Source organism: Paenibacillus sp. FSL R5-0636 (assembly GCF_037974255.1).
In the GTDB taxonomy this organism is placed as follows: Bacteria; Bacillota; Bacilli; order Paenibacillales; family Paenibacillaceae; genus Paenibacillus_AQ; species Paenibacillus_AQ odorifer.
Genome location: NZ_CP150232.1, coordinates 1,307,536 through 1,321,067, shown reverse-complemented (window position 1 = coordinate 1,321,067; position 13,532 = coordinate 1,307,536). Strand labels below are relative to the sequence as shown.

The following is a 13,532-nucleotide window of genomic DNA, read 5'->3' as shown; positions in this document are numbered from 1 at the left end:
TTAAAGGCGTAAATTTCTGCTTTTTTGGGTAAACAAAAACGCGGGATATCCTCCCGCGCCATCAAGTGCCGTTCTTTAATTATTCTGCGATTGCTTTCTCAATCCATTGATCCCCGATCATTTGCCCTTCGAAATCAGCAGTGAATGCCTCCATGCATTTGCAGATGAAATCTTTGCGGCAAATTGGACATGGAGTTTTAAGCAGGCGGCTGATGTTCGTCATTTTCCATTCCGGAAACCGATGATAAAACGCGCGGCACTCCGTTCCATCAGCAAGCTTGATAATGAACTCGTACAATCCTTCCTTATCGTTGCTGCTGGCTTTGGTCACATTCGTAATATTCGGTCTGTAAGACATCTTCATCACCCATTATTTAAATTTTTGGTTGTAAATTGCACACGCAGGCACATTCTCAGATACTTAGACATATTAAAGAATTTTAAGGGTGATGTCAACCAAAGACGCCTAACACGGCAGCTATTTATTACTCTTTTATGATTTACGTCTCTATTTAGCCATTATTTCCATAAAATATATACAGATACATTTAATCAACAATCTTTAATTCAACCTCGATATTACCTCTGGTTGCTTTGGAGTAAGGACAGAATTCGTGAGCCTTCTTCGCCAGTTCCTCTGCTTTGTCATGCTCAATCCCTGGCAGCTTCACATCCATTCTCACAGCTAGTCTAAAGCCTCCATCACTGTCATCCTTCCCAATGGACACATTACAAGTTACCTCCACGTCATGGAGTTTCACGCCCTCTTTACGAGCGATATTCGCTAGTGCACTCTCGTAACACGCTCCATAACCAGCCGAGAATAATTGCTCTGGATTGGTACCAGAACCTCCCGGTCCTCCAAGCTCTTTAGGCATGCTTAGATTATGCTTTAACACGCCATCCGAGGATTCAATGGAGCCTTCACGACCGCCATGGACTGTTGTAGTTGCTGTGTATAATGCTTTCATGAGTCATCTTCTCCTTCATCAAGCTGTATTGGTCATGCTCATACTTTATACTTTAAACAACAGGTATGATTTGAAACGAAGATGAGGAATGATTCATAATACTTTCTTATTTGGCTCCAGACCATAAATAGTGTACAATTAAATTGTTAAAAACTTAAATTAGCTATGGAGGTGTCATCCATGAGTATTTATGATTTTGAGGTCAACACTCTTAAGGGTGAAGAGGAATCATTGTCAAAGTACCAGGGTAAAGTACTCCTGGTTGTGAATACTGCCAGCAAATGTGGATTTACTCCCCAGTATAAAGGTCTTCAGGAAGTGTACGAGAAGTTTAAGGACCGCGGGTTCGAAGTTTTAGGATTTCCAAGCAATCAATTTGCTGGACAAGAGCCTGGCGAAAGTAATGAAATTGCAGAATACTGCGAGATTAATTATGGGGTAACTTTTCCTATGTTCGAGAAGATTGACGTAAAAGGCGATGAAGCACATCCATTATTCAAATACTTATCCAAGGAAGCCCCTGGTGTCTTAGGCTCAAAAAGTGTGAAATGGAACTTTACGAAGTTTCTGGTTGACCAAGATGGCCGTGTTCTAAAACGGTTTGCTCCTAAAACCACTCCACAGCAGATCGAATCCGATATCTCCAAGCTTTTAAAATAATTCATTAGAAAAAGGATACTCACCACATCACACAGCCCCCCTGTTGTTATGCGGTAAAGTATCCTTTTTAACTAGAAAGAACGTCATAATATCGCTATATATCAGCACCCTTTAATCTCTTGGAATATTTTATAATATGGTTGAAATATTTTTGCTGGGAGGGAAAATCGGTGACTGTTCAACTGCTTGATATACCCGAACTAAATGTTATTGGCTGGGCAAATGTAAACTCATCCGGGGAGCCTTACGCGAATCTTTGGGAATATGTTTTTGGCGAGCTGGATATTGATGCAAAATTTGATGCTATACCCACAAAAGTTCAAAGCAGCGGTTGCTATCTCGGTCTATTTCAGAACCGTACATCCGTGCCTAAACTGTGGGAGCATACCGCATGGGATATTGATTTTTTCCTTGGTGTTGAAGTCGAGCAGTTAGATTGTATCCCTGAAGGCCTTGTTCATAAGAAAATTTCTGCGTCTACCTATGCTATATTTACTGCAAACGGTTTCCCTCAGTTGGCTTTTCAACACACCTGGAATTATATACATAATGAATGGCTGCCGGATTCCGGTTATAAGTTCAACCCTGATGGAGTCTTTTACATCCAATACACGGAAAAGTCCGGTCCGGATGATGAAGGATTCGAAGCCAATCTATGCGTGCCGCTTGTAAAGAAGTAGGTTATGTGATTGAGGATTGTACAAAAAAAAGAAGCCTTGCATCGCAAGGCCTCTTTCTTCATTCTGTATGCGGTAGAGAGGACTCGAACCTCCACGGGTATACACCCACTACCCCCTCAAGATAGCGTGTCTGCCATTCCACCACTACCGCGCGGTGTGTTAAACATAGAACATAGATTTGTTTGAGGTCAACATTCATTATTATAAATGTACTTTTCTCAAAAGTAAAGATGCAGATTTTAAGATTCTTCGTCGACCATTTTCTGTTTACGATATTCAGCAAAAGCTATATATTCCTTGATAAAATTCTTTTCTGCTGGAAGTAATTCATCTACTCGGCTTTCCGATAGCTGAACATCACTCAAATCATAGTCTACGCCGCTCTCTCGTACAGTATCCGGTATATCTTTGCCGAGAATGAGCCAGTCCAGACTAACATGAAAAAAATCACCGATCTCAATCAGCTTATGCGTCCCTGGAGTAGTCTTCCCCCGCTTCCAATCTCCCATATTACCTGTGCTGATATTTAACTGCTCACAGAATGATTTTTTGGTCAAACCTTTCTGCTTAATCAGGTATTCTATACGTTCGTATATGGTCTGCATCGGTGAATCGCCCTCCATCTAAAAATAAATTACTCATTTACGTAATTCCCTATTGCAAAATAACGTAAAAAAGTATATAATTAGTATTGTTATGTATTATCCGATTATATCATATGGCTGGAGTGACGATAAGAGGCGACTCAGGTGACAAGTATCTGTTAGAATACCGTCTGGCCCCCTTTGTTAACTTATCATCCTGAATGATCTCTAGGAGGGAGCGGTGACTTTTGTCAAAATGCTTATCATCTTCCATTATCCATTCACTTGAAGCTTTACCGCACAATGCGGTGGTAATCAACAGTCATGGGATTATCCAGTTCACCAACAGTAGGTGGAAGGCCTTTAGTCATGAATATGGTCTTTCTACTAATAAGAAATGGATTGGTGCGTATTACTCAGAGCTCATGCAAGATGTGATTATCGATCCCGATCAATGGGCCAAGCTTTATGAATCAGTGAAATATATACTCCGCAGAGAGCATCAGGTTTATACTTCCGAATTCTCCATACAAACCGCTAATAAAGGGAAACGAATCTTCCGTTTGGAGATCTATCCATTTCTCTCAGATCCGCACCCAGAAGCCACTTTTATAATTTCACTATATGATGTGGGCCCCTATAAAGAAGAACCTCTTCATCCGGAGATCATAAACCTCCGTTCAACCTTACCATCATCTTTTGAGCTAATCCCAATCTGTGCTTCCTGTAAATGTATTCGTAATCCCAAGGATGAATGGATCACCATTGAACATTTCTTAAAGCATCAGCTTTCTTTGCAATTCACCCATGATATCTGCCCAGACTGCATAAGACAGCTCTATCCCCAGTATGCTGGGGCTTTTAAGAGATGACCTGAGGCCACTGAATTTCACTTCTGATCTTATAAAAAAAAGTAAGAAATCCTCTGCGAACAAAGGGTTTCTTACTTTTTATTTGTATGCGGTAGAGAGGACTCGAACCTCCACGGGTATACACCCACTACCCCCTCAAGATAGCGTGTCTGCCATTCCACCACTACCGCATAATATGACCCGTATGGGATTCGAACCCATGTTACCTCCGTGAAAGGGAGGTGTCTTAACCCCTTGACCAACGGGCCATGCTTTACAAGTTATTTTCTTGTCACAACAAAAATGAGTATATCAAACCATAAGAATTTTGACAAGCCTTTTTTTAAAAAAAGTTTAAACTAAAAGAAACGCGCACCAATAAAGGTACGCGCCTCTAATCACAACGCTTATGGATTTACTTTTGCCTCAAAGGTTTGTACCCCATCTACAAATTTTAGCACCACAGCTGCTTTTACCGGGTCATGCGTTTCATTCATTGTGATTTTACCCGTGGCCAGTTGTAAATCCTTCGTCCCCGCCAGTGCATCCTTCAGCTTCTCAGGTTCTGTGGAATCCGCACGTGTAATGGCGTCTGCCACTAGTTTCACGGCGTCATATCCAAGCGCAGCCATCCCATCTGGAACAAGATCACCGTTAGCAGCTTTGAAGGCATCTACGAACGATTTCACTTCTGGCGAGCTATCTTCAGGTGAATAGTGATTGGACATAAACGTATTGTTTAGGGCATCCGCTCCGGCAATCTCAGCCAGTTGAGGTGAATCCCAGCCATCCCCGCCCATAAACGGAACGGTGATCCCCATTTCGCGAGCTTGCTTTACGATTTTGCCGACCTCCTCATAGTAGCCTGGAAGATAAATAACATCGGGATTAGCTTCTTTAATACGTGTTAATACAGCTTTAAAATCAGAATCTTTTTGTTGATAGGATTCTTCGCTTAAGATAGAGCCACCGTTCTTAGTAAACGTTGCTTTAAAGAAGGTCTGCAGCCCTTTGGAATAATCGCTTGAAGCATCCGTATAAATAACAGCCGTCTTCGCTTTAAGTGTATCCTTAGCAAAGTTAGCCATTACTTCACCTTGGAAAGGATCAATAAAAGAGGCCCGGAATACCCATTCGTTCAAATCTCCAGTACGTTCATCAACTGTCACTTTGGGATTGGTGGCTGAGGAGCTAACCAGCGGGATGCCTTTTTCTTGAGCAACGGGAACAATCCCGAGTGTATTCGTAGATGTAGTTGCACCGATAATAGCTACAACTTTATGGGTAGTAATCAGCTTTTGCGCTGCGCGTGTCGCCTCTTCCGACTTGGAGGCATTATCCGCTTCAATCAGTTCAAGTTTTTTGCCTAGTATTCCACCTGCGTCATTAATTTCTTTTACCGCCAGCTTTGCCCCTTTGAGTGCAGAATCACCGAAGGAAGCCTGGCCGCCTGTAAGCTCAAGGTCTGCTCCAATCTTGATGGTCCCTCCACCAGCATTCCCACCTTCAGCAGTAGTGTTGTCTGTCTTGTTCCCACAGCCTGTCAGCAATCCACCAGCCAGTAACGCAGTCAGCAATATGGCCCCGATTTTCTTCATCCTCTTCCAGCCTCCCAAAATAAATAATTTATAGGTTCTTTCTGTGATGCTGTTATGAACTAGCCGATGAATTAATGTCCCAGATAAGCCATTCTGATCTCTTCCGAATCTGCCAATTCCTTGGCATCTCCCTCAAGCACGACTCTGCCCGTCTCAAGAACGTAAGCCCGATGAGCAATTTTAAGCGCCTGATGGGCATTTTGTTCTACAAGAAGCACTGTTGTTCCAGAGGCATTTACTTCCTGGATGATCCGAAAAATATCCTGAACGAGTAATGGAGCAAGCCCCATCGAGGGTTCATCTAATAATAAAAGCTTGGGATGCCCCATCATCGCACGCCCCATAGCAAGCATCTGCTGCTCCCCGCCGGATAATGTGCCGGCAAGCTGTTTTTTTCTTTCTAAAAGACGCGGGAAGGTGGAGTAGACCTTGGCAAAATCAGCAGCTAAGCTGCCAAAATCTTGTAAAAAAGCTCCTAGCTCCAGATTTTCTTCCACAGACATATTAGCAAATACACGCCTGCCTTCCGGACAATGAATAAGCCCCTGTTTTACGATGGCTTGAACACTCTGATTCGTAATAGATTTATCCATGAAATCTATACTGCCTGTTTTGGGTTTCAGCAGTCCCGAAAGCGTCTTAAGCAATGTGGACTTGCCTGCTCCATTTGCGCCGATTAGAGTTACAATCTCGCCTTCTTTTACATCCATACTTAAATCCTTCAAGGCATGAATAGCCCCATAATATACATTGATCCCCTGTACGCTAAGCATGGTCCACTACGCCTCCTGTCCCAAATAGGCTTCTATGACTTTGGGATGATTCCGTATTTCAACGGGCGTACCTTCAGCAATCAACATTCCGCGATCCAGCACATAAATCCGGTCACACACCCCCATAACCAGGGACATATCGTGCTCGATAAGCAGGATCGTCAGCTCAAACTCTTCACGGATCCAGGCAATAAGATTCATTAGATCCCGAGTTTCATTCGGGTTCATCCCTGCGGCTGGTTCATCCAATAGCAAAAGCTTAGGTCCTGCTGCAAGCGCGCGTGCAATTTCCAAACGCCTTTGATTTCCGTAGCTAAGATTCCCGGCACATTCATCACATTGATCGGCAAGATTAAATATTTTGAGAATATCCATAGCCTTTTGCGTAATTCCGTTTTCTTCTGCAAAATGCTTAGGCAGGCGGAGCATGGAAGTGAACATCGAATGTCTGGCATGCTGATGAAATGCGATCTTAACGTTATCCAGCACCGTCATAGAGGTAAACAGACGAATATTCTGAAATGTCCTCGCTGCCCCTTTTCGGTTAATCCGATAAGGCTTCATCCCGCCTACTGCCTGATTGCCGAGGATAATATCGCCACTGGAAGGCGGGTATACACCTGTCAGCAAATTAAAAAGGGTTGTTTTTCCCGCGCCATTAGGTCCGATGAGCCCAATCAACTCACCTTTATTAATATGGAGGGATACCTCGTTAAGCGCCTTAAGCCCGCCAAATGCACGACTCGCTTGTTGAACATCAAGAAGCACTTCCACTGTTGATGCTGTCACTTGGTTTGACCTCCTTTTTAGACCATTTTAAGAAAGAAAAACCCGTGCTGCCAAGCAGCCCCTTAGGCCGAAAAATCATCATCAGAATTAGAATCGCCGAGTAAATAATCATCCGCAGCTCCGGATATTCCTGAAGCACCGTGAAGAGCACCGTCAGTACAATCGCACCCACGATGGCCCCGCTTGTACTTCCTAGTCCACCTAACACAACCATGACTAGAATTTCGAATGATTTTAGAAAATTAAAGCTTCCAGGATTGATGACGTAGAACTTATGAGCAGAGAGACCACCCGCTATTCCCGCAAATAATGCTCCAAGTGAAAAAGCAATGACTTTGTACAAAGTTGTATTAATCCCCATCGCTTCAGCAGCAATTTCATTCTCACGAATCGCTATACAAGCCCGGCCGTGAGTGGAACGTATAAAGTTATTGATCACAACAATCGTGACCAATGTGAACAGAAACATAATCGTCCAAGTCGTTTGATTGGGGATGCCGCTTAGACCTGAAGCTCCGCCCACATATTCTGTATTGAGCAGGACAATCCGGATAATCTCACCAAATCCCAGCGTAGCAATCGCCAGATAGTCTCCATTCAGCCGCAAGGTCGGAATCCCGATTAGCACACCGAAAAATGCAGCAACCAGTCCAGAGATCACTAGCGCCAGCACGAATGGCATATCAAAGTTCAAAGTTAAAATGGAAGAAACATAAGCACCAATGGACATAAATCCAGCATGCCCGATTGAGAATTGCCCCGTTATCCCATTAATCAGATTCAAAGACACCGCCAGCATGACATTTATACAAATTAGAATTAGCGTAGACTCCATGACATCATCAAATATTCCCGTTGTTAGAAGAACTTGAATAATGATATAAAGCATGATAGAAAAGACAATGCCTATCCAAAATGACTTATTTATCTTCTTCATACGGCATCTCCCTACACTTTCTCGCGGACATTTTTACCAAATAGCCCGGATGGTTTAAAGATAAGGATTAGGATGAGTACAGCAAATGCCACACCATCACGCCACGAAGAATATCCCAGAGAAGAAACCTCTGTCTCGACTGTGCCCAGCAGAAGTCCCCCTACCAGAGCACCAGGAATACTGCCAATGCCACCTAAAACCGCAGCCACAAAAGCTTTAAGCCCCGGAAGTACCCCCATCATCGGATCCACTGAATTGTAAGTCATTCCGAAAATAACGCCTGCTGCTGCCGCAAGTGCAGATCCTATAGCGAAGGTGGCTGAAATGGTCCGATCTACATTAATCCCCATCAACCGTGCTGCTTCCATATCAAAAGACACGGCCCGCATCGCTTTACCAATCTTTGTTCGGTGCACAATATACTGAAGGATAATCATCAAAATAACCGTCGTCCCCAAGATCATGATTTGATTGGAGTCCACCTGAATCGAGGAACCAAACAAGTTGTATTGCTGCTTATTAAGAATCTCCGGAAATCCTTTAGCCTGAGGACCAAGCACAAACACACCGCTGTATTCCAGCAAAAAAGAAACGCCAATTGCAGTAATCAACACAGCGATTCGCGAAGCTTTTCGTAGAGGTTTGTATGCTAGCCGTTCGATTGACATCCCCAGCAACGCACTGATTGTCATAGAGATCACCAATGAGATAAGTAAGACCAGTATCGGAGAAAGCCCTGCTGAAGCCAAGTACCTGGCACTGAACAATCCAATAAACGACCCAACCATAAACACATCCCCATGGGCGAAATTGATCAATTTAATAATCCCGTAAACCATGGTGTACCCAAGTGCGATCAGAGCATAGATGCTCCCTACAGAAATCCCGTTAATTAACTGTTGAATGAAATACTCCATCGCCGTCCCCCAATCCCCATATTTATTTTTAAAAACACCTTTCTTTAGCTTACATTCATTTTCATTGTTTTATGTCACTTATATTAACACAGTACTATACATGCGTCAGTAAAATTTGTGCTTTTTACTATAATATTCAATATTTTATGTTATATTACATAACATATCGAGTTAATTCTTTGGGATGTATAAAGATAGAAATTGGGTAAAGAGAAGAAAACAGGAGAATTACGGAGATTTTTAAAGTTTGATTTTCAGGGGGGAGTCTTTGATTTTACCTACAGATTGCATTTAAAGATAAATAATATAACATTTGTCTCTTTCGACGTGTGTTTTTCGAGTTTATTATGAGTTACCGGTCAAGTTGTTTCTCTATTTTTGCACAAAAAAAAGCTCTGTCCCACACAATAATGGAGTGAGAGAAAGCTAATTATGGTGGTCAGCTCCATTCTTTGTACTTCCGTCACGGGTCAATTACTCATCATTTTCTTTTTTAGTTCTTTAATCTGCATCATATGATGTAGGTCATGCGATATAAAATCCTTTAAATAGGACTCAAAGGAAAACCTTCCGTCCACATATTTGTCTGAGTATTTTCCCTCTTCAAGACTACCTATACAATCTAATATTAAGTTACGGTACTTCATAGTCAATTCTATTAATTCGTCTTTGGTTTTTGTCTTACCATATGTAACAGCATCATTATTGAATTGATCGAAATCAATAAGTTGAAGTGTTATTGCTTTATCGCATGCTATCGGTTCGATCGTCGATTCATAGAAGTATTTATCCCATAACAAAATATGACTAACAACATCATGAATGGTCCATTTTCCTTCAGCGATGGGTGTTTTCCAATCTAAATCAATAATTTCTAAAACAAATCCATTCCATTCCTTAAACTGATTTAGCAAATCTGATCTGTTATTCATTGGCACATCTCCTTTTTTGGTAATCATCAAAATTCTAACAAAATCTCTTTAATTCATTCCTATATAGTTCATAGTTCGCTTCATCAAAACATATAAAAACAATCTTATTTATTTCCGACTCATTATTTATAATATATTTTGAAACTTCATCTATAGCTATGCTACAAGCAAGATCTTTTGGAAAATTATATATTCCTGTACTTATATTAGGTATCGCAATACTTGTTACTTCATTAGATTCAGCTAATATTAATAAATTTTTATAGCAATTCCTTAACTTCTCTTCTTCGTTATTCTTTCCACTATTCCAAACAGGACCAACGGTATGAATAACAAATTTACATTTCAGATTTCCTCCTGTTGTTATTACCGCTTCTCCAACCTCACAACCTCCCCTTTGACTACGAATTTTCATGCAATCCTCTAATATCGCTTTTCCACCAGCTCTATGGATAGCTCCATCAACTCCGCCTCCACCCATCAAGCTTGTGTTTGCTGCATTGACGATAGCATCAACATCTAATTTAGTTATATCTCCTTGAATCAACTGAATCATTGAGTTATTTATAATTACATCCATCTGAAATCCCCCCCGAAGTATATTAGTTGCGAACAAGTATCAAGTGCTGATTGACATTCAAGCGGCTTAAATCACCCTAGGAAACAGTCGTTAGCATTAGACTCGTGGGGTTGTCCACCTGGCTAACTCTTCTTCAAACCTTTTACCTTCTATCGAACCAACACCTCGTGGTCCACAGCGTGAACGTATTGTTCGCAGATATCTAGCTTTTTCGGAGCTACTAATATGTTCTTCAGCATCCAGCTATTTTTTATATATGTAATCGATAAATCCTTGTCGTATCCATTCGCCTTCAAACTTTCTTTCCAGCACTCGATCTTCTTTGTATATTAACTGCAAATCATCAAACATAGAATCTGCTTCATGATAATCATAATAAGAGTGTATTACGAATTCATCATCTTCCATCTGTTCAAACTGATTATCCCCCAAATCAACTCCATCGCCGACTCTAAAATCCTTTAGGGTTAAAAAATTTACAAATAATAATCCATTAGGTTTTAGAACGCGTTTCATTTCATTTATCGCTTTTTTCACATCTTGTTTTCTCATATGAAAAATAGAGTTATATGAATACACAAAACTCATCGACTCATCACTTAGCGCCAACTGTCTCATGTCGCCTTGTTGTATATTTAGATTCTGTCCCCTTTCAGTTGCGAACTGATTAGCTCTTTTAATTTGTTCGTCATTCATCTCAATTCCGTTTGTACTGTATCCATAGTTCGCAAACAAACTTAGTGGAGGTGAATCCCCTCCCGCTCCGCAGTCTAATATGTTTTTTTCCATACCACTTTCATTGCATAATGCCAAAAATCTGTACAAGGGGATCTGCTTAAACAGTTCCATGTTGGTTCCACTCCTTTGATCATGTAGTAATTGAATTTACTCATAGATCTTTCCCATATAAATTATTTGAGCACATCTCTTCCGTGGGTTTTCAGGTTTACTTTATTGAATCCCCGCAGTTCCAAATGTCTCTCTAATAACTTTTTCGTATTCATCCCATTTAAAGCAAAAAGGGCCTATATCAATAGCCTTATTACCGGATTCTAATTTGAAATCTCTCCATATAATAAGATCCCCTTCTCTCTCAATAAACACTGATATAAAGCCACATTCTTCATCGCCACACCAGGGACAGACTAATATTGGGTACCTGTAGTACAAATATTCATGCATTACGTTTAACAAAAAATAGTTAATCATTTTCCTTTGATGCTCTTCACTACCCCACCCGAGGGAAGGAACCCTATCATATTTTTTTAACATTTGGTAAAGAGATCTACCATCAATTATTACGTCGGCAAAAATAGTATTTTTATTTCCCCCTTGATCCGGATCAAAACTATCATATCGGCTTGACGGTTTTGTTTGTATTTGATTTATAGTTTTCATGCTCCTCCTTTAAACTCTTCACACTTATCAAATAAACATTCGATCCCTCCACACCATTCCCCTTCCAAAATATTGAATTCACCGTTTCTCAGAATCGCATATAGCAACCGAAAAATAAATTCACACAACAAAAAAGAGCTCCCAGAATGGAAGCTCTTCTTATGTAATTCAGAACGGAGAGAGTGGGATTCGAACCCACGCACCGCTTACGCAGTCTAACCCCTTAGCAGAGGGTCCCCTTATAGCCACTTGGGTATCTCTCCATGAAAATGGCTCCCCGAACAGGACTCGAACCTGTGACAACTCGATTAACAGTCGAGTGCTCTACCAACTGAGCTATCAGGGAACATTACAAGTGAACATGAATTAATTTATCATGATTTCAAGGTCTAGTCAAGCGGGCAAAATAATTTTTGTGATCGTTTTCAAATTTATGCTATGATTCGGCCGCTTGCTAGATTTTTTAAAGAGATTTCCATCCCTCCCCCTATAGATTACACCATTCTCCATCCTGCGGAAGCTGTACCCGATCCCCCAACGATTCCTTCTCTAAATGAGCTTTTAGCTTATCTCGGGTAACCAAACAATGGTTAATGGCGTCCATGTGCACAGCAATCACTTTAGTAGAAGGAGCATATTCACATAGGTCTACGACATCGTGCTCATTCATTGTAATATGGCATCCGCTTAAAAACTGCGCACCACCAGCATTCACAACTGTCACCTCAGGTTTAAAAACGTCCAATGCCATTTTCACCTTATCACACCAAATCGTATCCCCAGCCACATATAAAACAGGTTCGCCTTCCGCCTGAAACACAAACCCGGATACCTTACCCATAAGTTTACCAGTCACTCCAGTGCCATGCCGTCCATCCGTACGTGTTATAGTTATTCCATTAAACGTCAGTGAATCGCTAATTTCCGTGGTATGCTCAAACCCCTGCTTCGCTAATTTATCTCCATCTCCTTCCTGACATAATAGTGGTAGATCATGCGGCAACAAAGAAATGGCAGCGGCATCCCAATGATCCTGATGAAGATGTGTGACAAGAATTGCATTAGGACTCAGCCATTGTTCTACGGCTCCCGGCAAAGGAACGAGCGGATTGCGGCGATCATTTTCAGTATTAAAAATAGGTGGATTAGCACCCTGTTCACTCAACATAGGATCAATTAAAAATGTACTGCCACCATACTTTAGCCATAGGGTCGCGTTGCGGATATGCTGTATTTTCATCGGAAGCCCTTCTTTCTTTCAGATATCTTCTGCTACAATTAATTATAGTTGGACCTTGAAACAGAATACATTGAGATTGGAAAGAGATTGGTCCGTTCTACTTTCACGCAGAAAGGATTTTAGATAATAATGAGCTCCTATTTTATAGATGATGTGGATTTTCGCATCCTGCAGCTTCTAATTGAAGATTCCACGATCAGTCACAGAGATATTGGGCAGCAAGTGCATATGACCGGTCAGGCTGTGGGCGCACGTATTCGCAAAATGCAGGACACCGGAGTGATTGAAGGCTACACGGTCCGCTGGAATCCGGATAAGGTTGGGGAGACTATTCATGCCTTTATTACTGTTTTTTTGGGTTCGAATACGGTTCACCCAGCCTTTCAGACATTCGCAAAGCAGCATGATAGTGTAAAAGAAATACATAGGGTCAGCGGAGAAGGCTGCTACTGGATACGTGTTCGTACCGGAAGCCAAGAGGAGTTGAATAGCTTTCTCGACGAACTGCTGAAGTTCGGAAATTACAGAGTCAATCTATCGATGGGAAAACTGAAGTAAGGCTGCATCGGAATCGGATATGAAGCTACTATCGGACCCAGTTGACCTTATACTCAGCATAATC

17 protein-coding genes and 5 tRNA genes are annotated in these 13,532 nt (G+C 41.5%); 4 read left to right on the top strand and 18 right to left on the bottom strand.

Annotated elements, in window-relative coordinates; genetic code table 11:
- Nucleotides 1-79: 79 nt before the first annotated feature.
- Both MKX34_RS05745 and MKX34_RS05740 read right to left on the bottom strand, forming a co-directional pair.
- Nucleotides 80-358 (bottom strand): hypothetical protein, encoded by a 279-nt coding sequence (locus tag MKX34_RS05745; RefSeq protein WP_036681678.1) that lies wholly within the window; start codon nucleotides 356-358, stop codon nucleotides 80-82.
- 190 nt (nucleotides 359-548) lie between these two features.
- Nucleotides 549-971, bottom strand: coding sequence for an organic hydroperoxide resistance protein (locus MKX34_RS05740; protein ID WP_036681676.1), 423 nt, complete (start codon nucleotides 969-971; stop codon nucleotides 549-551).
- Between the two features lie 180 nt (nucleotides 972-1,151).
- On the opposite strand from MKX34_RS05740, the gene MKX34_RS05735 reads away from it, so the two are divergent.
- Together MKX34_RS05735 and MKX34_RS05730 are read left to right on the top strand one after the other, a co-directional pair.
- Nucleotides 1,152-1,631, top strand: a complete 480-nt coding sequence (locus MKX34_RS05735; RefSeq protein ID WP_076296845.1) for a glutathione peroxidase — start codon at nucleotides 1,152-1,154, stop codon at nucleotides 1,629-1,631.
- Between the two features lie 170 nt (nucleotides 1,632-1,801).
- Entirely contained in the window at nucleotides 1,802-2,311 is a 510-nt protein-coding gene (locus tag MKX34_RS05730; RefSeq protein ID WP_076296844.1) for a GyrI-like domain-containing protein, read from the top strand.
- A gap of 68 nt (nucleotides 2,312-2,379) precedes the next feature.
- Here the strand turns inward: MKX34_RS05730 and MKX34_RS05725 are convergent.
- Nucleotides 2,380-2,462 (bottom strand) — tRNA-Leu (locus tag MKX34_RS05725).
- Nucleotides 2,463-2,550: 88 nt separating this feature from the next.
- Nucleotides 2,551-2,916 carry a helix-turn-helix domain-containing protein gene (locus tag MKX34_RS05720; RefSeq protein WP_076137610.1) on the bottom strand — a complete coding sequence of 122 codons (366 nt, stop codon included), beginning with the start codon at nucleotides 2,914-2,916 and terminating at the stop codon, nucleotides 2,551-2,553.
- A gap of 227 nt (nucleotides 2,917-3,143) precedes the next feature.
- Between MKX34_RS05720 and MKX34_RS05715 the strand changes: the two genes are divergently transcribed.
- Nucleotides 3,144-3,767 carry a hypothetical protein gene (locus MKX34_RS05715; RefSeq protein WP_051491199.1) on the top strand — a complete coding sequence of 208 codons (624 nt, stop codon included), beginning with the start codon at nucleotides 3,144-3,146 and terminating at the stop codon, nucleotides 3,765-3,767.
- Between the two features lie 87 nt (nucleotides 3,768-3,854).
- Here the strand turns inward: MKX34_RS05715 and MKX34_RS05710 are convergent.
- From MKX34_RS05710 to MKX34_RS05645, 14 genes are all read right to left on the bottom strand, one after another.
- Nucleotides 3,855-3,937: transfer RNA gene (locus MKX34_RS05710), tRNA-Leu, on the bottom strand.
- 6 nt (nucleotides 3,938-3,943) lie between these two features.
- Nucleotides 3,944-4,015: transfer RNA gene (locus tag MKX34_RS05705), tRNA-Glu, on the bottom strand.
- Between the two features lie 138 nt (nucleotides 4,016-4,153).
- Nucleotides 4,154-5,344: an ABC transporter substrate-binding protein gene (locus MKX34_RS05700; protein WP_076272107.1), complete on the bottom strand. Its 1,191-nt coding sequence runs from the start codon at nucleotides 5,342-5,344 to the stop codon at nucleotides 4,154-4,156.
- A 71-nt stretch (nucleotides 5,345-5,415) separates the two neighbouring features.
- Nucleotides 5,416-6,117 (bottom strand): ABC transporter ATP-binding protein, encoded by a 702-nt coding sequence (locus MKX34_RS05695; protein ID WP_076296843.1) that lies wholly within the window; start codon nucleotides 6,115-6,117, stop codon nucleotides 5,416-5,418.
- 6 nt (nucleotides 6,118-6,123) lie between these two features.
- Nucleotides 6,124-6,906: an ABC transporter ATP-binding protein gene (locus MKX34_RS05690; RefSeq protein WP_036681664.1), complete on the bottom strand. Its 783-nt coding sequence runs from the start codon at nucleotides 6,904-6,906 to the stop codon at nucleotides 6,124-6,126.
- On the bottom strand, nucleotides 6,875-7,843 hold the full coding sequence (locus MKX34_RS05685) for a branched-chain amino acid ABC transporter permease (RefSeq protein ID WP_076137616.1): 969 nt from the start codon (nucleotides 7,841-7,843) through the stop codon (nucleotides 6,875-6,877). Before MKX34_RS05685 ends, MKX34_RS05690 begins: the two co-directional genes overlap by 32 nt.
- Nucleotides 7,844-7,854: 11 nt before the next feature.
- Entirely contained in the window at nucleotides 7,855-8,760 is a 906-nt protein-coding gene (locus MKX34_RS05680; protein ID WP_036681658.1) for a branched-chain amino acid ABC transporter permease, read from the bottom strand.
- Between the two features lie 470 nt (nucleotides 8,761-9,230).
- Nucleotides 9,231-9,692, bottom strand: coding sequence for a DinB family protein (locus MKX34_RS05675; RefSeq protein WP_076137618.1), 462 nt, complete (start codon nucleotides 9,690-9,692; stop codon nucleotides 9,231-9,233).
- Between the two features lie 34 nt (nucleotides 9,693-9,726).
- Nucleotides 9,727-10,272 carry an O-acetyl-ADP-ribose deacetylase gene (locus MKX34_RS05670; RefSeq protein WP_076296842.1) on the bottom strand — a complete coding sequence of 182 codons (546 nt, stop codon included), beginning with the start codon at nucleotides 10,270-10,272 and terminating at the stop codon, nucleotides 9,727-9,729.
- A gap of 243 nt (nucleotides 10,273-10,515) precedes the next feature.
- Complete coding sequence (locus tag MKX34_RS05665) at nucleotides 10,516-11,121, bottom strand: class I SAM-dependent methyltransferase (protein WP_076206489.1); 606 nt, start codon at nucleotides 11,119-11,121, stop codon at nucleotides 10,516-10,518.
- A gap of 102 nt (nucleotides 11,122-11,223) precedes the next feature.
- Complete coding sequence (locus MKX34_RS05660) at nucleotides 11,224-11,670, bottom strand: oxidoreductase (protein WP_076296841.1); 447 nt, start codon at nucleotides 11,668-11,670, stop codon at nucleotides 11,224-11,226.
- A 174-nt stretch (nucleotides 11,671-11,844) separates the two neighbouring features.
- Nucleotides 11,845-11,933 (bottom strand) — tRNA-Ser (locus tag MKX34_RS05655).
- A 7-nt stretch (nucleotides 11,934-11,940) separates the two neighbouring features.
- A tRNA-Asn gene (locus MKX34_RS05650) sits at nucleotides 11,941-12,016 on the bottom strand.
- Nucleotides 12,017-12,157: 141 nt separating this feature from the next.
- On the bottom strand, nucleotides 12,158-12,910 hold the full coding sequence (locus MKX34_RS05645; RefSeq protein WP_076273575.1) for an MBL fold metallo-hydrolase: 753 nt from the start codon (nucleotides 12,908-12,910) through the stop codon (nucleotides 12,158-12,160).
- 129 nt (nucleotides 12,911-13,039) lie between these two features.
- Between MKX34_RS05645 and MKX34_RS05640 the strand changes: the two genes are divergently transcribed.
- A complete protein-coding gene (locus MKX34_RS05640) occupies nucleotides 13,040-13,468 on the top strand; it encodes an Lrp/AsnC family transcriptional regulator (RefSeq protein ID WP_076296837.1) in 429 nt (142 codons plus the stop codon).
- Nucleotides 13,469-13,532 lie beyond the last annotated feature (64 nt).